A 25,713-nucleotide genomic window follows, 5' to 3' on the forward strand; every position below is an offset into this window, starting at 1 on the left:
TACATCGAGGTGGATCTCATGTTCTTTTTCTTGGACTCCGAAATTCGTCAACTAGCCTATAATCTGTTTCCAGGTGACCATAAACCAATTGGTGTTTTGGTAGAGCTATTTTCTATAACGTATGAAATTCGTAAAGACATGGAGAAACGTTCACGTGAATTCGGGCTCTCGTATGGGCAATATATAGCGCTTTGTGTGCTTTCTGCGCAAAGAGACGAAATGTCATCTCCTTCTGCATTGGCTGAAAAGATGGGTGTAAGCCGGGCAGCAATCAGTTCCATGGTCATTTCCCTTGAACAAGATGGCTACATTAACAAATACGATGATCCGAATGACAAGCGTGGCGTTTTTGTTTCTCTGAACGATAAAGGAAGAGGGAAAATCAAGCAAATGGACCCTTTTTTCATAGGACTGGCCTCACACCTGATGTCGGGCTTTAGCGAATCGGAAATCTGCGAGTTTCAAACCTACCTGGCACGCGTGCAGTCTGCATTTGAAGATGTGAAAGGTTCGCGTCTAACTGATCCCAGGGAGGGAGAAGAAAAATGGTGCGGAGGCTGAGAAAAAGACTGCTCGTCAAGCTTGCCCTCATATCCGCTGGCAGAAATGGTGGAGGCGTCTGACATATCCAATTTGATGGGTATCTAATGATGGTGAAATCTTATGGGAAGCCTAGGTGATTTGATGGAGGTACTTACCTTCAAGTAAGTATCTATACTAAAAGTGCATACTTACATATGAATAGCATGGATTCTATAATCAGAGTTAAATCGTACTAAGGAGGACAATTCTTTGAAAACTCTAGTAATCGTAACACACCCCAGCCTGGAAACATCCGTTATTAACAAGCGGTGGGTGGAAGAACTTAAACAATGTCCAGAAAAGTATACTGTACATGAATTGCATAAGGTTTACCCTGACGGAAACATTGATGCAGAAAAAGAACAGCAACTCATTGAAGCTCATGGTAATCTTGTTTTGCAGTTTCCGATCTATTGGTTTAATTGCCCACCTCTCCTCAAAAAGTGGCTCGACGATGTGTTTGCTTATGGTTGGGCGTATGGCTCAAATGGAGGTAATAAATTAAAGAATCGCAAAGTGGCTCTAGCTGTATCTGCCGGAGTTAGAAAAGAAGATTATAGTGAAGAGGGAAGATATCGTTATACCCTTGAACATTTGTTAACACCTTTTGAAACGACCTTCCTGTACTGCAATGCAGATTATCGTTCGTACTTTGCATTTTATGGTACGGAAAATGAGCCGATTGCAAATGAATTGGAGAAAAGCGTACAGGATTACTTGAAGTTTGTTGACAACCTTTAATCATCGGATCGCTTTGAAAAATGATAAAAGAAGTATTTCCTTGTTTAGGAGCTACTTCTTCTCATATTAAGTCAGATACCTCTGTCTACTGCTGTACAGTCTCCAAAGTCGGCATGTTTTTCTCTCCCCACTGGCACATCATATCTAACAATGGAATGAGAGAAAGACCTCGTTCAGTTAATGAATACTCCACTTTGGGAGGGATTTGAGGAAATTCTTTACGAAGGATGAGACCTTCTGCTTCAAGCTCTTTCAACATGGTGCTCAGCGTTTTGAATGAGATGCCGCCTATACTTCGCTTGAGCTGATTAAAACGCATAACCTTATTTTCAGACAGCCAATACATGATGATCATTTTATATTTGCCGTCTACCAATGACAACGTATATCCAAAACCGGTATTTTTTAGTTCAACTCCAGTAGGAACACAGGTTTCTCCCACAGTTACACTCTCCTTAAGATAAGTATAGGTTGAAAAAGTATATACAGTACAATAGATCATTATGCCGTTTTATTTAAAGGATGTAAATTAGACTGTAAAAGGATATGGAAACTACTACTGGGGATACGGCAAAAATCTCATTTTAGTTTGAAAACAAAATGGCCTTCGAATTTACGCATCAGAGACGTACTGGTAGAATTGAAGAAATAAAAAAAGAAGCCCCTGCTTCCGCTACTTTAACGCAGCTGGATTCAGGAGGCTCCTTTTCGTATTGTAGCCTGCTTCCGAATTACAGACTGTTAAAAGCGTCTGTCAGTACAGGTACGATTTGCGATTTGCGGGATACGACACCTTTCAGAACGGCTTTGTTGTCGTCGAGTTGTACATTATAGGCTTTTTCGACCGCTTGTTTTTGGCTTCCCAGCGCAATACCAATGGAATCACTGTTCACAATATCTGTTACGACGAACAGGAACAGGTCCAGATTTTTAGCTGCAATCGTTTGGGACAGTGCTGCTTCCAGCTCAGACTGACGGGACAGTACATCGTTCACGTCTACCGCGTTCACTTGCGCAATTTCCACTTTGCGTCCATTCATCTGGAATTCCTTTGCATCCAGACTCACCAGCTGTTCAATCGTGTGACGGCTCAGATCAGCCCCTGCTTTAAGCAAGTCAAAGCCATAGCGATCTGCATCCACACCAGCGATTTCAGCCAGTTCACGGGCAGCAGCTACGTCTTGGTCGGTGCAGGTTGGGGATTTGAACAACAGGGAATCGGAAATAATCGCGGACAGCATCAGACCTGCGATTTCTTTCGGAACCGCTACCCCGTTTTCCTTGTACAGCTTGTTCAAAATCGTGGCTGTGCAGCCTACAGGCTCAGCGCGGAAGTACAACGGCTGGCTTGTTTCAAAGTTAGCGATCCGGTGATGGTCGATGACTTCAGTTACACGCACTTTGTCAATGTCATCCGCGCTTTGCTGGCGTTCATTATGATCGACCAGAATGACGCTGTCTGTTTCCTCAGCAACCTGTTTAACTAGACGCGGCGCACTCACTTTGAAATAATCCAGTGCATACTGCGTTTCCCCGTTTACCTCACCCAGACGAACCGGCTCCACGTCCGCACCCAGTTTGGTTTTCAAGTCTGCATAAGCAATAGCTGAGCAAATCGTATCCGTATCCGGATTTTTATGCCCGAAAATCAATGTTTTTGCCAACATAATCGACTCCTTTGCACTAAGCATTTTACATCCTCATTGAAATATCAACAATTCCAATGCAGATTATATCATTAAATCTCGTATTCTCCCATTCCCCTTTGAATGATTTCAAAAAAAATCTAGTAAATTCATAACATTTCCATGGAATATATGCATGAAGTTAACCTTAATTTTCTCTAAACATATAAAAAAATATAGTAATATATCCCACCAATATGGTAAGATATTCCTCAAAACCGGCAAGTTAGCCACCAGTGGTCAACTCTATCATTTGAATCTTGGGGAGGCGTGAGAACTTCGGCAGTAGCTTCAAATCCTAGTATATAAACAAATCATATTTTGATTGAAAAGAGGGATATATTTGAAAAAGAGGATCATTTTGAGGAAAATTCCTATCGTAACACTCGCTCTTGCCTTGACGGTAAGCCTGTCTCTTCCATCTGTCAGTTCTGCTGCTACCGTAGACCTGCAAACTCGTTCATTTTTAGAAGCACAGAAGGCTTTGAGTTCCGAAACAACTCCAGCGTTCATTTCGCCCGAGCTGAGCACCACTTCCTCCCAGCAGGTCAGAGTCATCGTACAGCTTGATGGTGAGCCACTAGCCGTGGACAAATATGCGGCACAGTCGGGCAACCAGACTTTCACGGCACGATCCGAGCAAAAAGCGGAATCCGCTATCGCCAACGAGCAAACAACGTTGGTGGACAGAGCGGCAGAGCACAGCATTCCCCTTCAGGTGAATTACCAGTACAACACGGTACTTAATGGCTTGGAAGTTACGCTGCCAGCGAACAAAATTCCGGAACTGGCTAAATTGCCAGGTGTAAAATCCATACACGAAAACAAAACGTATTATTCCATCCCTGTACAAGACCCGCCAACACTCACCGCCAGCGAAGCAACGTATGATAACGCACCGCTGGATCAGATTGGCGTTCCTGAAGCCTGGGCCAAGGGATTGACAGGCGAAGGGATTAAGGTCGGGGTTATTGATACCGGGATCGATTATGAGCACCCGGATTTGAAAGCAGCTTACAAGGGTGGATATGACTCTTTTGAGCAGGACAACGATCCTTACGAGGAGCCCTTTCTTGAAAAAGAGAATGACCCGTATGGCACAGGTTTTGCCGGAACAACTCACGGCACGCATGTGTCCGGTACGATTGCCGGCCAGGCCGCTAATAAAACATCAGAATTGGTACAAAAGGGCATTGCCTATAAATCGGACTTATATGTGTATAAAGTGCTTGGGCGCAGTATCAAGACTGGACGTTCCTCCGGTTCCTCCGCACAGGTCATTGACGGTATTGAACACGCCGTCAAGGATGGCATGAACGTGATTAACCTGTCCCTCGGCTCAGACTCCGAGAAGGACCCGAACTCCCCGGACTCCATTGCCATTAATAATGCAGTGCTTTCTGGTGTAGTCGCAGTCATTGCGAATGGTAATGCGGCAAAAAATGGGAATTATTATTATTCGATGGGTTCCCCTGCATCATCCCAGTTGGCGATTTCTGTCGGTGCGGCAACCTCGCCGAGTCACAGCTACTCGAATAGGGTATCGGTTAATCAAGCTACCTATGATGAGGAGGGTAAGCTGAATACAGTTACGGCAGATACCTATTACAATTTTAACACGATGGGCTGGCAAACCTTCCATGAAGATTTTGCTTCCATTTTAGGCACAACCCCCCTGGAGCTGGTATATGCCAACTTAGGACAGCCAAGGGACTTCTCTTCAAACGATGTACAAGGTAAAGTTGCATTTGTGTCACGCGGCGTCTTTGGCTTCGTAGACAAAATGGAATATGCAAAGCAAAGTGGTGCAAAGGCTATTATTATTTTTAATGGTAGGGCAAAAACCAGCGACAACACTCAAGCTGATCTAAGCGATACGATCCCAACTTACAATGATTATATTAATAATAATCAAGGTAACGGTGTTGATTATATTCCTATCTTTGACATGAAGGGCAAAGAAGGCCGCGCACTGGCAAAACAGATTATTGAAAACCAAAATAAAAAACAAAAATTCTTTGTCTCCTTCGGAAAGGATTATACTCGTACGGATAATGCAGGCAATACGATGGCTGGATTCAGCTCCCGTGGACCAAACGGCGACGAGCAATTTAGCATCAAGCCGGATGTGAGCGCGCCAGGAGTTAGTATTATGTCAACCTATCCTGCTTACGCCAAGTTCTATGCGGATGCCTCTTATGATCTTGCTTACAAACGCAGCAACGGAACCAGCATGGCTTCTCCCCATGTAGCCGGACTTGCTGTACTGCTGAAGCAGCAGCATCCAAACTGGACACCGTTCGATATTCGCGCTGCTCTGGCGAACACCTCGGATACACTTTACGATGAGGATCAAATCCAATACGATGTGTATTCCCAAGGTGCAGGGCTTGTAAACATCGCCAATGCGATTCAGACACCAGCCCTGCTGGAAACCGTTGAAAACATTACGATTCTCGACAAGAACTTTAATCGGCAGAAGGTCGTGAACTACAATCCTTCCGCCAGCTTCGGGGTGTTGAAACCAGGCAGTGATGCGAAGCAAATTCAGCTTCAGCTCAAAAACCTGTCCGCAGACAGTGTACAGTATGAAGCCAGCTATATTTTGCATGACCGTGTTACCTCTCATCCCAAGAACCCAATTGCCACACCTGACGTGAGCAATATCGCTGTTCAGTTGCAAGGTGTCGGCACGAATGGGGCAATCTCGGCAGAAGCGGGTAAATCCCAACCGTTCTTCCTGTCCGTACAGCCAAATTCGGGTGCAGCTACAGGTGTATATGAAGGAGAAGTCATCCTGAAAAGCGCCGGACTGCCTACATTGCATCTGCCGTTCGTCGTTCATGTCGGCAAGGAAAATCCGACCACAGGCTTCGGCTTGCAGGATCTGAGTATAACCAACCCGACTATTTATCCAAACCGTACAGGCGCTCAACGCTCAACAGATCTTGCTTTCCGCCTGACCACGGATAAAACAAACCAAATTGCGCTCAATGTATACGGCATAGATGATAAATTAATTGGTCTTATTAATGGAATTACGACTCCCAAGGAGCAAGGAGTTAACGCCCGTCTCAAGCAAGGCTCATACTCCTTCAAGGACATTGACGGAAGCTACGTCGAACTTGACGCTAACGGAAATCCTGTTCTGGATACCAGCGGTCAGCCCGTTATTCAGCATTTGAAGGACGGTGTGTATAAGCTGGAGGTTAATTCGCCGGAACTAAATGCAAAAGGCGAAGTCGAAGTCGAAACCAATACTAACGTTCCTAAATACTTTACCGCCACCAAAGCTATTCGCGTCGACAATAGTGCCGCTTCCGGCAGCAGTAGCGGTGGAGGCAGTGGTGGAGGTAGCGGCAGAAGTAATACTACACCTTCCGCTTCAACCACCACATCCACTCCTGTCGCTACATCTGCACCTTCACTTCAATCCGTAGTGAAGCAAGGACAGGCGGTAAAAGCGGTAGCCACAACCGTCGTGGTTAACAACAATGTACAGTCGCTGACTGTAACCGATGCAGATTTGCAGGCTGCTGTGACGGCAGCAGGCTCCAGCCCAACAGCCATTGTCCTGTCGGCCAGCAGCCAAGCGGGTCAAACGACCAAAGCAGCGCTGACTTCCGCCCAACTGACAACGCTGGGTAAGGCTCCGGCAGGAAGCAGCCTGATTGTGAGCAACACAGGATCTTCCCTGGCTTTGCCGATATCCGCACTGAAAAATGCTCCTGCGGGTGCAGGCATTGAAGTGGTAATCAGCAGCCAGGCCCAGGAAAGCAACACATTTACGAGCAAGCTGAAAGGCTCAACTGTGATTGGTACCCCTGTAGGTTTTGAAGCTAATGTTGTCACTGGCGGCAAGAGCGAACCGCTCAAGGTTGCTCCGGGACAGTTCATTAGCCGCTCCTTTACCGTACCCGGCCAAATTGAGTCGAATACAGCCGGTGTTCTCTATACGGTTAACGGAAATGTCTATCCGGTTCCATCCGTCTTTACGAAGCAGGCAGATGGATCTACAGTCGTCAAGGTAAACCGTCCAGGCTTCTCGACGTATGCAGCGGCGACTCGTCCCGTTAGCTTTGGAGATATTTCATCGTCGTATGCTCAATCTGAGATTCAGTCGCTTGCGAACAAGCTACTGATCAACGGCACCACAGACACGGCCTTCTCACCGAAGAAGAACGTAACACGTGCGGAATTTGCAGCCTTGGTAACTCGGGCCCTTGGCCTGACACCGGGTACTGCCGCACCATTCGGCGATATTCCAGCAGGTAGCTGGTATTCCGGTGATGTGGCAGCCGCCTACGAGACCGGGTTGATTACAGGTCGCAGCGGCGACAAGTTTGATCCGAACGCTAACATCAGTCGTCAGGAAATTGCTGTCGTGCTGAGCAAAGCAGTAGACCTGCTTCAGATCAAGGCATCTGTCGATGGCCCTGCGCACACACCGTATCATGATGCTTCATCCTTTGCAGGCTATGCCAAGGATAGCATTGACAAAGTGAGCGCAGCAGGCATTATCAACGGGGAAACCATAAAGGGTTCCTCCTACTTCCAGCCGAATGCGCCTACAACGCGTGAGGCATCTGCCAAGGTGCTGCATATGCTTTTACAAAAGGCTGCATTGATTAATTAACTAATTAAAAAGCCTCCCGAGCCGCGTTATAACCAACGTCGCGGTTTCGGGGGGCTGTTTTTATGTTATACCGTCCCCGCTAACAGCAGCGCAACCTTGAATACACTACCTTCTCCCGGCGTACTTGCAGCGGTGATTTTTCCGCCGTGTGCTTCCACAATAGACTGTGTAATCGCCAGACCGAGACCGGCTCCGCCCGAGCTGCGTGTACGTGACTCATCTCCACGATAAAAGCGTTCAAAAATCCGCTCCAACTGCTCTTTGCTCATCCCCGGCCCATTATCACGAATCTGAATATACGCCAGCTTCTTCCCGGCAGACAAGTTTACATGGATCACACCTCTCTCCATATCAGTATGCTGAACAGCATTATGGAACAGGTTGAGCACGACCTGTTTGATTTTATCCCCCTCAGCAAGCACTCGTACACCCGCCGTCATATCAAAAACCACTCTTCGCTTGCCCGCCAGCATAAGAAGCTGCGGCTTCATTTCCAGCAACAACGCATCCAGCGACAGATCTTCCAGCTTCAGTTCCGGCGTCCGGTCCAGCTTAGCCAGCAACAGTAAATCGGAGACAAGCTTATTCATCCGCTTGGATTCACCATACATACTCTCTAGCGAAGATTGAAGCTGCTTTGGATTAGATGCCGCTCCACGAAGCAGCACCTCCAAAAACCCGTGAATTGACGTGAGCGGGGTGCGCAGTTCATGGGAAGCATCCGCGATAAACCGTCTCATCTGCATCTGCAAATCACGCTCGGCAGCAAAAGAATGCTCTAGCCGTTCCAGCATCCCGTTAAAGGATACCGCCAAGCGGTCTATCTCATACTGCCCCTGCTCTGCGTCAAAGCGCTCGGCCAGATTGCCCGCATCAATGCGTTTGACCGCCTCGACCATCCTCGAAAGGGGCACCAACGTTCGCCGCAACACAGGAAGCATTAGTGCCAGACCAATCGCAAGCGCAATCAGAGACAGTAAAATAAAGGTGCGCAGCTGGTTAATCAGCTGCTTTTGCATGGAAGTTGTGGAAACGCCCATTTGAAGCAACCCATTCGAACGGCCAGGCGGACCGAGTCGACGGAATACGACCAGTTGCTCGTTTCCTTGGGCATCCGTGAGCAATTGATAGCCATGACGCATGCGCTTGTTCTGCTGCATCAAATTATACTGCTGAGTGGTGAGACGGGGTGGCGTAAGTCCATTTTCGCTGGACAAGCTCAAGAAGGTTCCATCTTTACCTATGGAAGCGAGCGACATATCCAGCCAAAACAGAAACGGCCCCGGTCGATTATCCCTCCGGTTGGTTTCTTCTTGGAGAGCGGTACCCTTGCTCTTCTCCTGCGAATCTTTAATCAATAAATCGGCAGGGATTGGACCTAACTGCGTTTCCATCGCATCCGCCCGACTGCGGTACAGAAAATCTTTCATAAGGAAATATTGTAGAAAACCGATCAATACGAGCAGCAGAGCCAAAATGAGTAACGTTCTGGCCAAAAGCTGGGATCGTAGAGAACGGAGCGCAGTTCTACTCCCGCTTTTCCCCCTCGCCTTCATAGCAGATCCACCCGGTACCCGACACCGCGCAGCGTACGAATGACCCGATGCTCCTTGTCTTTGAGCTTTTCACGCAAGGAGCGAATATACACCTCGACAATATTGTCCTCGCCCCCAAAATCGTACCCCCATACCCGATCCAGGATACGACTTTTACTGAGAACAACTCCGTGATTCAACACCAAAAACTTCAATAGTTCGTATTCGGTAGGCGACAGCTCCATCACCTGATTTTGGTAGCGAATTTCCTTGCGACGATCATCCACCTGAAAGGGCCCGTGAATCACTTCCCCCAGCAGATCGGGAAACTGATTGCGCAGACGCGCTTCAATGCGAGCCAGCAGTTCATTAAAACTGAAGGGCTTCACGACATAATCGTCCGCGCCGATTTTCAATCCTTTTACCCGATCATCCACATCATCCCTGGCTGTCAGCATGATGACCGCGATGTTATCCTCTGTCTCCTTGAGACTTTGGCATACCTCAAAGCCATTCATTTCAGGCATCATAACATCCAGCACCGCAACATGTGGGCGAAACTCTTTTGCTAAATCCAGCGCATCACTACCGTTTTCAGCTGTTTTGACCTCATACCCTTCATTAATCAACCCAAGCTCCAAAAATTGCAAAATGTGCGGCTCATCGTCCGCCAGCATAATTTTAACTCCGTGTATCGGATTCATTGCTTATCTTTCCTTTCAGGACACCACTTTTTTTCTTAATAAAGCTCGGTACATCTTCGCCTGTATCTAATATACCTGAATATTTACGTGAAAAAAGCATCCCTATCCAGCTTTCAGCTAACATTCAGGGAGCGCTCATAACCATTTCAGCTACGTCAGGCATGATAATAGCAAGCCGGTAGTTCACCGGGCCCAAGATCGGAAGTGGCTGATCATTCCGCAGTCCTGAAGATAGTGGCTGGAACAAACGGAATAATACAAAGAATTTTCACAGGGAGTGGAATGTACATGATTAAGAAATGGTTTAGGAGCAGGGCGGACGTCCCCCTCATCATCACCATGCTGATATCCGCGATTTTGAACGGATACAACATCTGGCAAGACAAATATGCTAACACCTATTACACGACGGCTGTAGCAAGCATGTTACAAAGCCTTCACAACTTCTTCTTCGCATCACTCGATTCGGCGGGGTCGGTAACGATAGACAAACCACCTGTGGTGTTTTGGATTCAAACGGTCAGCGCCTATATCTTCGGGCTTCACGGCTGGAGCGTTATCCTGCCACAAGCGCTGGCCCAAGTCGGATCGGTACTGCTCATTTACCTGCTCGTCAAGCCGAGCTTCGGTACGATGGCCGCTCGATTGGCTGCCTTCGCTATGGCAACCACGCCAGTAGCAGTAGCCGTAAGCCGCACGAACAACATCGACGCGATGCTAGTTTTCACACTGCTGCTCGCAACATGGTTGCTGTTTAGAGGCATTAGAAACTACAAAATGGGACTGATCCTCTGGGCTTTTACAGTCGTAGGTATCGCCTTTAACGAAAAAATGCTTCAAGCCTATATGATTGTTCCCGCTTTGGGACTCTTCTACCTGCTGGCCTCCAAGTTTAACTGGAAGCGAAAAGCGATAACACTGGCAGCAGCGGCAGTCGTTCTCATGGCCGTGTCGCTCTCTTGGGCAGTCGTGGTGGACTCCACTCCGGCAGACCAGCGCCCTTATATGGGAAGCAGCGGCACGAACTCCGTGCTAAATCTGGCCTTTGGCTATAACGGCCTATCCCGTCTGACGGGAGACCGAGGAACAGGCGGCGGCGCTGGTGGTCAACGCTCGGAGTGGAGAAAAAGTGCTTCGACCAACAGCGATACCCATTGGAGTCAAGCTCAAACAGATACCTCATCGGATAGCACTACAACAACAGGCGGCAGAGCTGGTGGTCAAATGCCACCAGGTGGATTCGGCGGTAACGGTCAAGGCGGCCAGGGTGGCCCTGGGGGTGGCGGCATGTTCGGCACTGGCGAAAAGGGACCTCTACGGTTGTTCCAATCCTCCCTGTCAGGTCAGGCCAGCTGGCTGCTTCCATTCGCAATGATTGCTTCAATCGGTCTACTTGCAAGTATTCGACGCCGTAATATCACGCAAAAACATAAAGAGGTCATCTTTTGGCTGGCCTGGCTGATTCCCGTAGCTGCATTTTTCAGCGTAGCAGGTTTCTTCCATCAGTATTACCTGATTATGCTCGCACCACCGATTGCAGCGCTCTTCGGAGCCGGATTCGTGGAATTGTGGGAGCAGTATCGTGAGCGTTCCGGCTGGCTCTCCTGGCTGTTACCCGCAGCGGTACTGGCGACCTCGGTATTTGGCTGGTTCGTCCTGCAAAATTACAACGACACCATCGGCAGTGGCTGGTCCATCGCCGTATTGATCCTCGGTATCATCGGCACGGCGCTACTGGTAGTAGCACGATTGAAATCTGAGAAGCTCACGAGATATGCCATCATTGCAAGTGTACTCGCTATATTCATCGGTCCTGTGTACTGGGCATTGACACCAATCACCTACGGGCTGAACAGTATGATCCCGCAAGCCGGACCGACACAATTTGGCGGCAAAGGTGGTGGCGGAATGCCCAGAGGTAATTTTGGCAACCGAGGCCAGCAGAGCTTAGACCAAAAAACGTTGAGCTATTTGCAAAAGCATAACACAGGTGAAACCTACCTTTTCGCAGCAAGCAATTATTCAACGGCTGCTCCTTATCTAATCGAAGCCGGACAAAAAGTGATCATTATGAACGGCTTTGTATCTTCTGATCCGGTGTATACCGTCGATAAGATCAAAGCGCTGGTAGAAAGCGGTCAAGTGAAGTACTTCATGATCTCTGGTGGAGGCGTCGGTGAACCGGATAGCGGTAACTCCGAAGTCACAGCATGGATTAAGGAACACGGCAAAGTGATTTCTACAGATGAATGGAAAACAACCACTGGCAAAACCAGTACCCATGCTGAAGCATCCGACAGCGGAAGCGACATCACGAACAGCAACTCGAACGCTCAGCATGGTCAAGGTAGACCTGGCAGAGACGAGCGTGGCGGAAGCGGTACTTTATACGAAATCACATTATAATTGAGGAGGAACTACGAATGGGTGAACCAATCCGTTATTCCATAGTTATTCCGATGTATAACGAGGAAGCCGTCATTACCGAAACCTATCGGCGGCTGAAACAAGTCATGGGCTCGATGGGCGAGCCCTACGAGCTGATATTCGTAAATGACGGCAGTTCGGACCGCAGCGTCCAGTTGATCAAGGAATTCAGTCTCAGAGACGATACCATTGTATTGATTGATCTCTCCCGTAATTTCGGTCATCAACTAGCGATTACCGCCGGGATGGATTATGCGGTGGGAGAGGCGGTCGTCGTTATTGACGCCGACCTCCAGGACCCGCCGGAGCTGATCGTAGAGATGGCCAACAAGTGGAAGGAAGGCTATGAGGTCGTCTACGCCAAGCGATTGAAACGCAATGGCGAAACTCGCTTCAAAAAGTGGTCTGCCAGCCTCTTCTATCGTGTATTGAAAGCATCAACAGATATTAATATCCCGGTAGACACCGGCGATTTCCGCCTGATGGACCGCAAGGTTATAGATGAATTGAAACGGCTGCCGGAAAATAACCGATTTGTCCGTGGGCTCGTCAGCTGGATCGGCTTCAAACAGACGGCTGTTGAATATGAGCGCGATGAGCGGCTCGCTGGTGAAACCAAGTATCCGCTGAAACGCATGATCAAGCTTAGCCTGGACGGAGTTACATCCTTTTCCATTAAACCGCTCAAGCTGGCAGGTTATATCGGTGCACTCCTGTCCATGTCCGGCTTCCTGTATCTGATGTACGTATTGTTTCTCAACTTTTTCACCGATTCCTATGTCATGAAGGGCTGGTCGTCTATGATTAGCATCAACCTGATTTTTGACGGAGTGATCCTGATCATTCTCGGTATCATGGGTGAATATGTTGGACGGATTTATGACGAAACCAAAGCCCGCCCGCTCTACATTGTCCGTGAACATCTGGGTAGACAATACGAAAACGGCCCGACCCATGCCATGAAGGCCCCTGAACAGCCTGAATCCCTGTACATGCAAGGTTCCCGTGACAGCCTGATATCCGCCAGCCGCACCGTACGCGGCAACAGCGCGGTATATACCGGACCTAAATCCGGCCACGGAGCATAGCCTATGAAAAGCCGCATGGCCCAGCTACTCCCTATGATCCGTTTTGGCATGGTAGGAGTGGTGAATACGGGCGCAGATTATATCATTTTCATGCTGCTGGCTTGGACCGGAGTTCCAGTTCTGTTGTCGCAGATCATTTCATACAGCTGTGGCACAGCCAACAGTTACATTTTGAACAGCACATGGACATTTAATAAACAACCAGCACCCGATACTCATAAGCGTCAATTGCCCAAATTCATCGTCATCAACCTGATCGTATTGGGACTGACCTCCTTATTATTACAAATGCTTCACAGTGGAACCGAGCTGCCGCTTGCCGTATGCAAACTGATCGCCACCGCAGCCGGAATGATCATCAACTATATCGGGAGCCGATACTGGATATTCGGTTCCCCATCCCGAAAGGAAAGTGAATCTCTATGAGAAAAATTACAAAAGCTGCTGTTATTCCAGCCGCCGATTAGGAACTCGTTTTTTACCTGGATATTATGGATTTCTCCACTCCAGCGATCTGCCAAATGATGGATGTCTACGAAGCGACTGGCAAGCAAGTGGTCGGCGTGCGTACGGTGGAAGAACAGGGTATACGTAAATACGTTATTAATTGGAGAATCTGTCTACAGTCACAACATAACCCCTCCTGTCATTTCACAGGAGCATTATACCTGCTCATTGTTTGGGCTATATAAAATGTTCGTTACTGGTGCCTCTTCTTCTACGCCGTTTGAACAATCTTCCCGATCCAATCGGTATAAAACGTATTCCCGTTCCTTCGATCAAACGCTGCTGCCGCCGACTCTGCCAGTGGTCTGAAATACCCCATGATTTCAGTCAACGTATACTCCTCTTTGCCCCACTCCATAGAAGCAGGCAGCCGGATCAACCGATTTTTTCCCGAAGTGTCCAGCTTTTGCAGCAGACCCACCATTGCCGCGTAAAAATACATTTGCTCCAGCCCGCTCTCATAGTCCAACGCCATATGCAAATGACGCTCTACCAATTCAATTCCCTTAACCGGGTCCGCAACTGCTAAATACTCGATATGCTCGGCTATGGTTTTCAGAAAATCACGGTTATCCCGAACCAGTCGATACCCCTTAAGATGATTCTCCTTTGCCTTGTCCACTTCTCCCTGACGATAAAGCGGTAATAATAACTGAGAGAGCGTCACATGTGGAACTTCCGCGCATGTCATTCGTCCTGACAAAATTGGTTTCGCCACCGCAAGCACCTGCTCGTCCTCTCCTGCCAAATAATAAAACCGCACGATCTGGCTCTGCTCGCAGGCCTCACAATCACTCATGCTATCCTGCTCGATCAAGCGGAAAGCATCGAGATGCTGACGTGCTTCCTCCAGCTTTCCCATATCCATCGCGATACGGAACTTATAATAGTGATATGGACGCTCATTATACCCGTATTCGGCATAGCGTTTGCGCATATCCTCTACAAGATCCTCTACCTGGGTTTCCGGTATGTTGGGAAAGCTGCACACTTTACCCAGTATCCATTTGTAATTCCACAACAGCTCATCCGGGTCATACTCCTGCGGGTTTTGATCAAATTGGCCCAGTTGCCACGAAAAAGCGATCAGCGCCTTCAACGGATATCCATTAAAAATAGCGCAGTCCACAATCTCTCCCCGGACTTCGTAGGCGAGTTCCTTCGACCCGGAAGCATCTGCCAAACGGGCCGCTTCCTCCAAAATCGCCAGCTTGGCCGCCCCACCGTGCATATCCTGCGCCTGTTCTATCAAATCATATATCGTATCTTCCATTCGGCTAGCCTCCTGTAATTACGTAATTACGTATTTTGTCCGTTCCCTAATCCCAATTGATAAAATGCAGCACACTCCGATTCATCGAATAATGGCCCATCATAAGTGCGTTCACATACATCATTTCCGTTGCAGCCGTAATCATCTGTGTATCGGCAGCCTCAAAAATACGCGCTACCGCCGGATTGTTCAGATTAAAATATAAGGTCGAGTAGCCCGCACTCTGCTGAGATTCATGCTACGCGGCAAAATGAATGCAATCCCACCTGTTCTGCCCGATGTCGTCCGCAGTGGAATAAAATCGCCAAAGCGTTCACCCATCATGCGATAGCCCAAGTCCAACACCTCAGCCCGGCGCCTGCGCAATTGTTCCGGGTCCTGCATCCACCTAGTCGATGGAAGATTGACACGCTTGGTCTCCCCGTCTACAGACAGCATAACCGGATACGGTAGCAACGCCCCGTAATAAAATAGAGACTCCTCCATCTGCGCTGGCTCATAATAAAACTCGCAGTCTCCCCTAGCTCCTTAGCTCCTTGCGAGCCGTAATTACGTTGTTGCATTTTGCAGTACCTCACGTATAAACACGCGTGGACTGCTATATAAAGGATTGGCCAAAATATCAATCATTCCGCCCAAGTTCACCTGAAAACGATATTCGTCCGTTTGACTCATACAGATCATTCCTTTCTGGAAGTGTTACGATAATCATTTGATTTTGAATAAACCATCATGTAAATTATAACGTGGATTCCAGGCGGATTGCACACCCTGAATTTCAGATATCAATACGTTAACAACGCTTAACAGGGTCCTTTTTCATCTTGGCTGATCGGGACTGGGTCTAATTAACTTCATAAAAATGTATGTAGTATGAGAGTATAGTTAATAAGCATCATCTTCGTTTTGTTAAATTTGGTAATTAAAATAATATTTATTTAAAAATCAACGTACTCTAGTATCGATATATCTGCTGAGGGACAAATGGCTCATTTTATACAAAAAGCCCGCATGGCTGCTCAGTTCAGACATTCTGATGATAATATATTAATTCCCTAGCAAATACTCTATATATTTATACAGAGCGTCTATAGCCTCCACATTTAAACCTTGGAGCGTCCTTTTCTCCAAAAGTTTATTTTTACTCACTATAGAAATTCGGGTATCTTCTGATCCTTCAGTTGTATGCAACCAAAGCTCCAGCTCTGTATCCGGTGAGTTCTGTTTCCCTAACCAATCCAAACCCCGCCGGGCCTCCAGACAAAGAATAACAACATCCGCATGAGCCATGGAGGCGATCCTATTACAATAGCATGCAAGCTCCTCCATTCTATTTTCATTACGAGAAAAGAAAATGTATTCCATATCATGCAATACAGCTCTGGACTGATCCACTGCAACCCAACAATGATATCCATCCCGAGCAAAAGACCATTTCAGCAAATGCAGAAAATAAAATATGTCCATTTCCCCGTCATAATAAATGGCGACAAACGGAAGCTCGAGAGATTCCCTTTCCTTAAACATGTTCAGTTCTCTCTGTAGGTCGACCTCTCCATGCCATAAGCGCAAATGACGGGAAAAAAAGCCTGGCGTGGGAATACTGTACTGCCTTTCTCCTGCATAAACCACATGCTTACCGTACTGAATAGCCAACTGTCTCACCTGCCGAAGGGTAACTGCATCTATTTTCCCCAATAAAATGAGCGTATCGGTTATACTCTTCGTTTGCTCTATGTATTTCCCAACCTCTATTGGTGTCCGTTGTTGCTCATGCTCCCGCACAAGCACAGCTTTGATCACAGGAACAGCTTCTTGAGAGGAGATCAGAATTTCATGTTGAATTTGAAAATAATACGGTGCTGTCGTACCGATAGCACAACCCGTTTTAAACAACAACGCACACCGAATCCAATCCGGGCTTCTGTAACGCTGCGCTATTAAATGAAAGGCTTGCACCGGATGGCAGCTATGCTTGTGCAATGCGTTCTTTAGCATCTCTATAGAATCATAAATACATTCAGAGCTTTGCAATATCTTACATACCTGTGCCGTGATCAGTGGGGCCGCATAGCTGTTGCTGTTAGGACACAACACCGTCCCTCCTAACGCGTCTGTAAGCGCATGTCTAGCAAAAGCTGTGAATTCAGTTCCACCAACGAAGGCCTCCTCAAGGTCATACCTGTATTGACCTGCTGCAAGGTTTCCGCTTCGGTCACATTGTACTCCAATCACATTGGTGAAGGAGGCAGGATAAGTGAGAAAGCCGCCGTTGTGTGCGGCACATACCATAATAAGCCCTGCGGCCGCAACCTCATTCACCACATCCCGCAACATGCTTCGATCTCGAAAATCTGTACTTCCCAGACTGATGTTGGCTACCTGTACCCCGTGCTTTACACACCAACGCAGAGCAGCGCAAAGTTGAGCAGCATTTCCTTTCCTGTGGTTCAATATTTTAACACTGCTTATCATCGCATCCGCAAAATACGTTTGTACAATACCTGCACATAATGTCCCATGGTTTATCAGGTACGTATTCTGTCGTTCGTTTCCCGGGGGCTTGTCTTGGGCAGCACTTTGAGATGTTTGGAAATGCACCGGCAATATAGAGGCCATTTCAATGTCATACAATATACTTGTATTGAAGACCTCCGCAGTAATTCCGTCGTCAATGATCGCTACATGAATCTTAGAATTCACTCTTCCCACTCCCTGTTTCCCTCGATAATAAAATAGTTTCCGTGTATCACCACGGAAACTATTTTGAGGATTACCGTTAACCACTACACCGCCCAGAAAAAATTTACATTTCCTCCTTCTGTCTGGCTGTTTCCTATTCTATCAAGCAGAAGTTAGGGAAGACAGGAATGTTAAGCTACAGTATTAACAGTCGTGCCGACCGCTTCTGTCTTTCCTTTAGAAGAATCGGAGTAAGCATGGAGCTCTTGCTCAGTCCACACTCCCACAGCCTCTACACGCTGTTCTTTCTCATCATTCTGATTATCTTTACGGATCATGGGTTGTTCCTTTTGCACCGCTTCGGTAATATGCTTATTGACAGCTCCAGCTATATCCAAAATTTTATTATTAAGCCTTTCTGCCTTCTCACGTAAGGCAGCCGATTTTACTGGGTTGGTGTTCTCCCACCCCTTCGCCTCTCTTAGCAATGTAATTTGAGCCATTTTAGTTGCTTTTGCTACCTTAAGCTCATTGTTTGCAGAGACCACACCCTTCATGGTGTATGTGATCAAACTCTGTTTTTGCTCTTCAGCTGTCTTGGGATTATATTTCTCTGCTTTCTCTGTCAGCCCCTTTTCAATCTCTTTTTTGCTCTTCTCGTCTGTACCTAGAGCCTTGCGTCGCTCTTCAAGCGTCTGCTTCTGAATAGCCTCGTCCATCTGTTGAATCTGCTTATTCATTTCCTCAAGGTCAGCTTTTATATTCTCCGCACTGGTTCCTCGCTTGACCGCATGACTTAAGTAATCAGCACGCCTCTCAATCAGATTTTGTTTTTGCTCCCTCAGTCGTTCAAGCACCTTGCTCTGCGGTCTTGTTATACTATTCCTTTCTGTTCGATCATTCTGAGCAGATCCCGAACGAGTCTGATTTGCCATAAAAGACGGCGCTTGATGAGATGACGCAATGGATACATTCATTCCGATACCTCCAATTCATATATTTATATCACAAAAAAAGTTATTTCCATGATTATATCGGTCATTGTTTACTATTTATTCATGATTTTCACAAAATACTTAGCTTTTATGTTTTTCTATACATTTCCTTACAGTCTCTAACAAGCGATCATATGTAAGGAAACAGCCCGCCGATATTTGTTCCTGTGATATCTGAATAGCAAAGCTTCTCTCTACTTCAAAGAAGAGGTACACCAAATCACGCGGAAGTAGTCTCATTCCCGAACCTAGCAGTGAAGCACCGATGTCTACCTCATTTAGTCTGATTTTAAAAAGTTTCCAAAAGATATTTTCCAGTTCCAATCCCACAACATCCTGCGTCCCATTCATGTGCTCTCCCCCATTACAACTTAATAAGATTCTGCTCACTTGAAAAATAATTCAAAATATGATCAGCCATCTTTCCGATGTCATCATCATTGGACAGGTTCATTATGGGTACAGGATAATCAGAAAACTCCCGCTTCTTCTCTTCGACAAATCGGCTATCCACAGAAGAATACTGCATATTCACAGTAGAGGAAGAATAGCTGTCAAATACGTTGTTACACAAGCCATATCCCAGTAAAGATGAAGAAAAACGATTTTCAAGATACTTTTGCACATGCTCCAGATACTGAGTGTTGTACTCATCATAATGAAGACAGCAGATCAGACCGTCCGGTACGACAGCCCTTGATGCCAGAAAAGACGTAACACCAAAATAATTCGTGAAGGTATTGTTAAACGGTACCACCCCCCCAGGAATACCTACGAGCATGAGATCAGGCTTCTCGCTTTGCTCCATTTTTTTCAGAAAACGATTGAACATAATAATTTTCTGGGTCTCCGTCATCCCACTCTCCAACATAAATTGGGGAAAGGAATGAGCGCCGACCAGTTCCCCGCACCCATTCGATGTCATCTGCGAAACCCGGTATCCTGTCGCCTCAAGCTTCCGTCGAATAGCAAATTGGAGTCCAAGCTTGTGTGTCCGCTCGTTTAAGCCCAGGATAAAAATAACTGGCGTAAAGAAATCGTGAATGGTGGAAGTCGGGTCCGGGGCCATGAGTCCCTTGGTAAGTATATCGAATGTATTTTTTAACGTGAGCCTGCTTTCGTGATTCTGATACTGATCGATGATATTCATGCATTCATCCGGTAAAGTGAAATTACACATTACTTTTTTTCCGAACTTCATGGCCTTAATAATCAGTGGCAGATAGAGCTCCTTTATGTCCAGTTTAAAATTCGAACGCACCAATAAGACGGCATCGCATTGCTCCAGCTCTTGCTCCAGACAAGACTCCGGTTTCACCGTGAGCCCCGTAGCCGCTCCCTTATCAGCTACACAGGCATCCTTTCCGATCATACCCGACCCCTTAAAGGAAACAAGTGCCACCTCGCTGTAACTACCCAATAAATTCAAATTTCTCACGAGGGCTATCGTCTCACCGTCAAATGGAAAAATGACCAGTTTATCCATAATGTGAACTCCTCTCATGCATTTTCAAAATCAAGGATCGTCTCACCGGAAAAATCGTATCCAAGCTCATTCAGCATGCAAAAGTCCAGCAAAGTATGTCTTACATCATTTTTCACTATAGAACAGTGGTTTAGCTTCATATCTCTGGATAATGTGTGCAAATCGTCTGCCACAGCCACGCATAGCGTACAGAAACGGAAGTTCCAGCAATTTTTACAGGCATCTTCCGTAATGGTGCCCACATTTAATATTTGACTGATTTTATCCACATCAAAGCCCAAATCTACATTTCCAATCTGAACCACTTCAGACTGCTCGCTCACCCGCTCACACGGATACAGATTTCCATTTACATCGGCAAACAGACGTTGAACGCCCGGCACGCACGGCCCCCCATGATGCGCCTCCAGTGGCATACCTGCAGACGGCTTTCTGTAATGAAACATCCGGAAGTATATCTGAACATAATAGTCCTTAATCAGCTTGGAGACATGGCTTTCATCCATTCTTCCGAATTTCGACAGCATCATTTTAAATACTTCATAGCCTCGTTGTTCAATAAAGGCATTCCTATATATTACTTCATCCTTTGCATATGCATCGTTAATGTATGAGGATCTAACACTATACAAACTTTCAAACGTTTCATAATTGGTGTAGAAGTCATTCACACAGCCAAAATCATTGCGGGTATCCATGACGACATTAAAATTAATCCACTCAAACAGATCGGGGTAGCTCTCCTTGATTTTATCTACATTTGCAATAATCGTATCGAATGATCCTCGCCCGTTAACGGCGAACCGTCTGTTTCTGTCATGATTTTCTTTGTCTCCGTCCAGGCTGACCGTAAGGACAAATTGATGCTCATTCAAGAATGCCAAAATATCATCATTAAGCAATGTACCGTTGGTCGTCAGATGAAAACCGATATCCCTATACGCCACCTTCTCCTTGATATATTCAACACATTGCTGGATGAGCGGGAAATTGATAAGTGGCTCTCCCCCGTAAAAGCCAAAATCGAGCCGTTCACTGTCCACTGACCTGTCGATTACAAAATCAATGCACTTTTGCGCCGTTTCAAAATCCATACGCAAGCTGGAATGCCCACGATTGTCGTAATTTCCAGAATAGACACAGTAGGAGCACCTGAGATTACAATTTTGGGTTACTTGTAGAGTGAGCGTCTTGAGCTGGTACTTTAACATATGCTCCAAATGTTTGGTCTTCGGATGGTGCATGATCTGTGGACGCTGTGAAGATAAAAAACCGTTATCCAGTAAATGAACAATATACTGTTGCAACTCTGGCGTATCTTCCATTTGATTCAGATCAAAACTGCGATGCTGCTTCAAAAAGTCATACGCCTCCTCCTTAATCCGCAAAATCAGGTTTGTATTCACATCATACAGATAATGATGCAGTCTGGTCTGAAATGTATATATAAACGGTTTACAAATGTTCATTATTCACACCTACTCTAATTTAAAGTGGGTGGAAGAGCCTAAAATACAGGCTCCTCCAAGTTGATGAAAAGCTTAATAATTGCCGATACCTGTTCCTTTGTCTCTTCGATAGGAGCCACTACTTTCTCTCTGGGTGTTGGAGCTTCTGGTCAAGCTACCTGGACAATAACAGTAACATGGACAGTAGCAGGAACACCCGCAGCCAAATGCCTCAATCGTATCACTGACATTTGCGTTTCGTTTCACAAGCTTACGCATGCCAAACTCTCCTTTCTATTACAAAATGGTTTGAAACGGTGTTCATCTATACTAATCCCAGATAAGATACAAAATCACCAAATCATTTCATTTATTTTTCATCCTTTTATTGTGGTCTCTTCATGCTCTAATACCCATTCCCTGTAACCGACATGGCAGTTCATAAAATAGGAATGTGAACCTATTTGAGCAGGTTCACCTTTCTCCAGCAAAATGACTTTATCAACATGTGCTAATATCTCCCTACGATGTGTAACGATTATTACTGTCTTGTCATGTAAACGGGTCTTCAACAGTTGCTGGACATTTAGTCTGGCCGCTGCATCCAGATTAGAAGTCACCTCGTCAAAAATTAACAATGGCGCTTCCTTGGCCAAGGCTCGGGCCATGGCGATTTTCTGTCTTTGACCACCCGACAACCTGGAGCCATTCGAGCCTATTAGGAAGTCATCTGCCAAGCTCTGCGTAAATTCAGTTAATCCAATGTCTCTAATGCTTGCGGTAACTACGTCGTCACTGACCCATGAGCCTAACTGAATATTGTTACGAATCGTGTTATTGAATAAATACACTTGCTGACTGACTAAAGCTATCCGGCTACGATATTCATCCATTTCGTAGCTTTGAATATCCATGCCCTCATAAGTGATAATCCCTTGATCAGGCTGGCGGAATCTCATAATCAGATCAAGAACCGTGGACTTGCCCGATCCATTGGCTCCTATGATTGCAACCTTCTCCCCTCTAGCGATGATAAAGTTCAATCCACTTATAACAGGCTCATCTTCCTCATACGAAAACGAAACATTATGAAACGCAATGTGGTTGTCCGGTGTAGGAATAGAAGAAACAGGCTCTGAAACAGACACATCCAACGTTTCCTCCTCTGCCCAATCCAGAAATTGATAATAGCGAATGGCAGACGGGAGAATCTCAGCCAGCATGTAACGTATATTTAAGATGGCGAAAATAGGAGTCGTCACATAAGCGCTGTACGCAATAAACGCAAAAATGCCGCCTACGGTAAGCTCTAGCCGAAATATAAGATTGGCTCCCATGATATACAGCAGCATAATCAGCAATTGAAGCAAAATAGATTCCGAGGCCGTATTCCATGCATCCAGCATTGATATTTTCCGTTCCGTACCAACAATCAAATGCTGCCTCGATGAGAATTCCTGATGCCTGTGAGCAAGCAGACCGAACATCCGCTGCTCCTTCATTCCTCCTATGGCCTCTCCAAACCATTGAGCAAAATCACTGCTATTTTCTATCATTTCTCCTATAAGCTTTTTTCTGCGCCTGACAAAATACTGTACAGCAACATACTTGACTGGCAAAAAGCAAAGCACAATGACAGTCATTTTCCAATTAATCAGTAGTAAACCACATAAACCGCCAATCATACTGAACGCCTGCATGATGACGAAAAACAGACCGCTGTCTGCAACCCTCGACATATTACCTACATCCGTACTGATTTGATTGAGCAGCTCTGCTTCGTTCGTACGGGTAAAATAACTCATTCGGAGCCTTGTCAGGTGGAGGTAGGCTTTCTCATATAGTGAATACGTTATATTGGCACTTAAACCTGCTCTGAATGTTTCTTTGCATACATGCAACAGCTTGTCTGAGCATACCAGCACAAATGCAGCAGAAGTGTATGCGATTACAGCCTGCATATTCCCTTTTAAAAAGCCATCATCCATAATTAGTCTGCTTGTTAAAGGCAGCAGCATATTCATACCCGCCGATATAATCAGACACGTCAGAATGACGATGACAGATTTCAGGTGCGCCCTGAACAATCCCACCAAACGTCTGAACACAATTGTTTCTTTCATCCCTCTCCCTCTTTCCCTCGTGTTCCCTCTCCTTTACTAATGCCATTTTGGCGTCATAATCACCTGATCTTTGTCTAAAATTCCCTCCGATAATTCCACATTTTCGAGATAGAAATGTGATTTTTGTCATCTCCAATACATCCAAATATTGCATATGATGATCAGGAGTTTTATAACGTTTACGATTTTTCATCCGTCTAAAGGAGGCTTGAATATGCCGACAACGATGGTTACAGACTGCTGTGAAGGGGATCGATGCACTCGACAGTACAATTGTTTCTATAATCAAATATGTGAGCTTTATCTGAATGATGTATACCATTTTTGTATACATTTGGTGAAAAATAAATTTCATTTTAAATGCATAGTAGAGGAGTGTACACAAGATACTTTTTTGACAGCAAGACAGCAGCTGTGTAAACTCAAACTTCATCCCAATGTGAAAGGATGGCTATACCTCACGGCCAAACACTTTGTACATAAATCATTAAGACGCTACTACACACAAAAAAAGCATGAGACTATGTTTGAATATGAGTCTTGCAGTCTTTCGACTTCGGTAGAAGAGGATTGGGAGAAAAGCAGGTTCGAAGATATTGATCAGATTATAATCAGCATCCTGATGCAACTCTCCAAGAATGAATATGAGCTATATCAGGATTATTTTTTGCAGAACATGTCCATTTCGCTCCTCGCAGCCAAATATAATATTTCCATTACAGCTACCACTACTCGGATTTACAGGCTTAGAAAAACGATCCGCACCCTGTCACACCAATATTATTTGACTCATATGTAAATACAGGCTCATCGGCAATATACCAGCACAATAGAGCTTCATTCGATAGATTTTATATGACACAACAAAAAGGCGGAATTCCTGGTTTAATCCAGGAATTCCGCCTTTCTTATAACTGGCTCAATGATCAACCGCTATATCACTACTTAATGCCCGAAATCGTATAATTCTCGATAATATACTTTTGGAAAACAATGAATATGATCATGATCGGTAAGACCATAAAGGTCGAGCCTGCCATCTGGAGCGCAAATTGGCTCGCGTTCTGGCCCTTGAGTAGCGACAGCCCGACGGATAACGTATACAGTTTCTCATCGTTTGCGATAATGAGCGGCCACAGGAAGCTGTTCCAACCGCCGATAAAGGTCAGAATAGCCTGTACTGCCAAAATCGGTGTTGAAATCGGCAATACGATTTGCAGGAAAGTGCGAAACTCCCCTGCTCCATCAAGACGTGTCGCCTCCAGCAGTTCTTCCGGGATATCGGACATGAACTGCCGGAACAGGAAGATGGCGAAGGCGCCGACTAAACCGGGAAGTACAATCCCCATCATGGTGTTGGTCAAGCCCATTTGATTCAAAATCAGATACACGGGAATCATCGTTACCTGCCCCGGAATCATCATCGTAGCCAGCACCAGATAGAACAGAAAACCTCTGCCCTTAAATTTGAATTTGGCAAACCCGTAGCCTGCCATGGCGTTCAGGAATAATCCGAAAAAGGAAGCTAATACAATGACCAGCGTATTGGTAAGATAGGTGCCAAAGGCCATGCTATCGAACAGGGTTCTAAAATGGTCCAAGGTGAAGTGCTGCGGCCAGAGGGTCGGAGGAATTTGCATGACCTCTACCTCAGTCTTAAAGGAGGATAAAATCATCCACGCAAAAGGCAGCACCATCAACAGACCTCCCACGGTCAGGAGAATCGCCACGAACCACTGAAATGTTTTTTCACCGTTTCTCGAATCGGCGCGGGCTTGCTGAACAGCTGTTTTCACGTTCA

23 protein-coding genes are annotated in these 25,713 nt (G+C 46.1%); 8 read left to right on the forward strand and 15 right to left on the reverse strand.

What is annotated here, in order from left to right; genetic code table 11:
* Nucleotides 1-18 precede the first annotated feature (18 nt).
* Both ACWGOO_RS20300 and ACWGOO_RS20305 read left to right on the forward strand, forming a co-directional pair.
* A complete protein-coding gene (locus ACWGOO_RS20300; RefSeq protein WP_452486377.1) occupies nt 19-561 on the forward strand; it encodes a MarR family winged helix-turn-helix transcriptional regulator in 543 nt (180 codons plus the stop codon).
* Nucleotides 562-792: 231 nt separating this feature from the next.
* Entirely contained in the window at nt 793-1,323 is a 531-nt protein-coding gene (locus ACWGOO_RS20305) for an NAD(P)H-dependent oxidoreductase (RefSeq protein WP_452486379.1), read from the forward strand.
* 85 nt (nt 1,324-1,408) lie between these two features.
* On the opposite strand, the gene ACWGOO_RS20310 is transcribed toward ACWGOO_RS20305, so the two are convergent.
* Nucleotides 1,409-1,765, reverse strand: a complete 357-nt coding sequence (locus ACWGOO_RS20310; protein ID WP_452486381.1) for a winged helix-turn-helix transcriptional regulator — start codon at nt 1,763-1,765, stop codon at nt 1,409-1,411.
* A 289-nt stretch (nt 1,766-2,054) separates the two neighbouring features.
* Nucleotides 2,055-2,990, reverse strand: a complete 936-nt coding sequence (locus tag ACWGOO_RS20315) for a manganese-dependent inorganic pyrophosphatase (RefSeq protein ID WP_452486383.1) — start codon at nt 2,988-2,990, stop codon at nt 2,055-2,057.
* A gap of 361 nt (nt 2,991-3,351) precedes the next feature.
* Between ACWGOO_RS20315 and ACWGOO_RS20320 the strand changes: the two genes are divergently transcribed.
* Nucleotides 3,352-7,644: a S8 family serine peptidase gene (locus tag ACWGOO_RS20320; protein WP_452486385.1), complete on the forward strand. Its 4,293-nt coding sequence runs from the start codon at nt 3,352-3,354 to the stop codon at nt 7,642-7,644.
* Between the two features lie 65 nt (nt 7,645-7,709).
* Here ACWGOO_RS20320 and ACWGOO_RS20325 read toward each other — a convergent pair whose 3' ends face one another.
* Nucleotides 7,710-9,200 (reverse strand): sensor histidine kinase, encoded by a 1,491-nt coding sequence (locus ACWGOO_RS20325; protein WP_452486387.1) that lies wholly within the window; start codon nt 9,198-9,200, stop codon nt 7,710-7,712.
* Entirely contained in the window at nt 9,197-9,883 is a 687-nt protein-coding gene (locus tag ACWGOO_RS20330) for a response regulator transcription factor (RefSeq protein WP_452486389.1), read from the reverse strand. The genes ACWGOO_RS20325 and ACWGOO_RS20330 overlap by 4 nt, the downstream gene beginning before the upstream one ends.
* Nucleotides 9,884-10,171: 288 nt before the next feature.
* Between ACWGOO_RS20330 and ACWGOO_RS20335 the strand changes: the two genes are divergently transcribed.
* The 4 genes from ACWGOO_RS20335 (at nt 10,172) to ACWGOO_RS20350 (ending at nt 14,090) form a co-directional block, all read left to right on the forward strand.
* Complete coding sequence (locus ACWGOO_RS20335) at nt 10,172-12,289, forward strand: glycosyltransferase family 39 protein (RefSeq protein ID WP_452486391.1); 2,118 nt, start codon at nt 10,172-10,174, stop codon at nt 12,287-12,289.
* A gap of 17 nt (nt 12,290-12,306) precedes the next feature.
* Nucleotides 12,307-13,398, forward strand: coding sequence for a glycosyltransferase family 2 protein (locus tag ACWGOO_RS20340; protein WP_452486393.1), 1,092 nt, complete (start codon nt 12,307-12,309; stop codon nt 13,396-13,398).
* A gap of 3 nt (nt 13,399-13,401) precedes the next feature.
* Nucleotides 13,402-13,824, forward strand: coding sequence for a GtrA family protein (locus ACWGOO_RS20345; RefSeq protein ID WP_452486395.1), 423 nt, complete (start codon nt 13,402-13,404; stop codon nt 13,822-13,824).
* 65 nt (nt 13,825-13,889) lie between these two features.
* Complete coding sequence (locus ACWGOO_RS20350; protein WP_452486396.1) at nt 13,890-14,090, forward strand: hypothetical protein; 201 nt, start codon at nt 13,890-13,892, stop codon at nt 14,088-14,090.
* 26 nt (nt 14,091-14,116) lie between these two features.
* Here ACWGOO_RS20350 and ACWGOO_RS20355 read toward each other — a convergent pair whose 3' ends face one another.
* The 10 genes from ACWGOO_RS20355 to ACWGOO_RS20400 form a co-directional block, all read right to left on the reverse strand.
* Nucleotides 14,117-15,178, reverse strand: coding sequence for a hypothetical protein (locus ACWGOO_RS20355; RefSeq protein WP_452486398.1), 1,062 nt, complete (start codon nt 15,176-15,178; stop codon nt 14,117-14,119).
* A 189-nt stretch (nt 15,179-15,367) separates the two neighbouring features.
* The gene (locus ACWGOO_RS20360) at nt 15,368-15,664 is read right to left on the reverse strand and encodes a hypothetical protein (protein ID WP_452486400.1); all 297 of its coding nucleotides are present in this window, start codon (nt 15,662-15,664) and stop codon (nt 15,368-15,370) included.
* 63 nt (nt 15,665-15,727) lie between these two features.
* Nucleotides 15,728-15,853, reverse strand: a complete 126-nt coding sequence (locus ACWGOO_RS20365) for a hypothetical protein (RefSeq protein WP_452486402.1) — start codon at nt 15,851-15,853, stop codon at nt 15,728-15,730.
* A gap of 372 nt (nt 15,854-16,225) precedes the next feature.
* Nucleotides 16,226-17,881, reverse strand: a complete 1,656-nt coding sequence (locus tag ACWGOO_RS20370) for a S8 family serine peptidase (RefSeq protein ID WP_452486404.1) — start codon at nt 17,879-17,881, stop codon at nt 16,226-16,228.
* Between the two features lie 170 nt (nt 17,882-18,051).
* On the reverse strand, nt 18,052-18,837 hold the full coding sequence (locus ACWGOO_RS20375; protein WP_452486406.1) for a muscle M-line assembly protein unc-89 Uncoordinated protein 89: 786 nt from the start codon (nt 18,835-18,837) through the stop codon (nt 18,052-18,054).
* A 99-nt stretch (nt 18,838-18,936) separates the two neighbouring features.
* A complete protein-coding gene (locus ACWGOO_RS20380) occupies nt 18,937-19,206 on the reverse strand; it encodes a peptide maturation system acyl carrier-related protein (protein WP_452486407.1) in 270 nt (89 codons plus the stop codon).
* 13 nt (nt 19,207-19,219) lie between these two features.
* Nucleotides 19,220-20,341 (reverse strand): TIGR04066 family peptide maturation system protein, encoded by a 1,122-nt coding sequence (locus ACWGOO_RS20385; protein ID WP_452486409.1) that lies wholly within the window; start codon nt 20,339-20,341, stop codon nt 19,220-19,222.
* A 14-nt stretch (nt 20,342-20,355) separates the two neighbouring features.
* A complete protein-coding gene (gene ccpM, locus ACWGOO_RS20390) occupies nt 20,356-21,810 on the reverse strand; it encodes a Cys-rich peptide radical SAM maturase CcpM (RefSeq protein WP_452486411.1) in 1,455 nt (484 codons plus the stop codon).
* Between the two features lie 72 nt (nt 21,811-21,882).
* Nucleotides 21,883-22,068, reverse strand: a complete 186-nt coding sequence (locus ACWGOO_RS20395; protein ID WP_452486413.1) for a CLI_3235 family bacteriocin precursor — start codon at nt 22,066-22,068, stop codon at nt 21,883-21,885.
* A 98-nt stretch (nt 22,069-22,166) separates the two neighbouring features.
* On the reverse strand, nt 22,167-23,912 hold the full coding sequence (locus ACWGOO_RS20400) for an ABC transporter ATP-binding protein (protein ID WP_452486415.1): 1,746 nt from the start codon (nt 23,910-23,912) through the stop codon (nt 22,167-22,169).
* Nucleotides 23,913-24,435: 523 nt separating this feature from the next.
* Between ACWGOO_RS20400 and ACWGOO_RS20405 the strand changes: the two genes are divergently transcribed.
* Nucleotides 24,436-24,711, forward strand: coding sequence for a hypothetical protein (locus ACWGOO_RS20405; RefSeq protein WP_452486417.1), 276 nt, complete (start codon nt 24,436-24,438; stop codon nt 24,709-24,711).
* 142 nt (nt 24,712-24,853) lie between these two features.
* Here the strand turns inward: ACWGOO_RS20405 and ACWGOO_RS20410 are convergent, their stop codons facing one another.
* Nucleotides 24,854-25,708 (reverse strand): carbohydrate ABC transporter permease, encoded by an 855-nt coding sequence (locus tag ACWGOO_RS20410; protein WP_452486455.1) that lies wholly within the window; start codon nt 25,706-25,708, stop codon nt 24,854-24,856.
* Between the last annotated feature and the right edge of the window lie 5 nt (nt 25,709-25,713).

The sequence above is a fragment of the Paenibacillus sp. NPDC055715 genome (assembly GCF_053617595.1).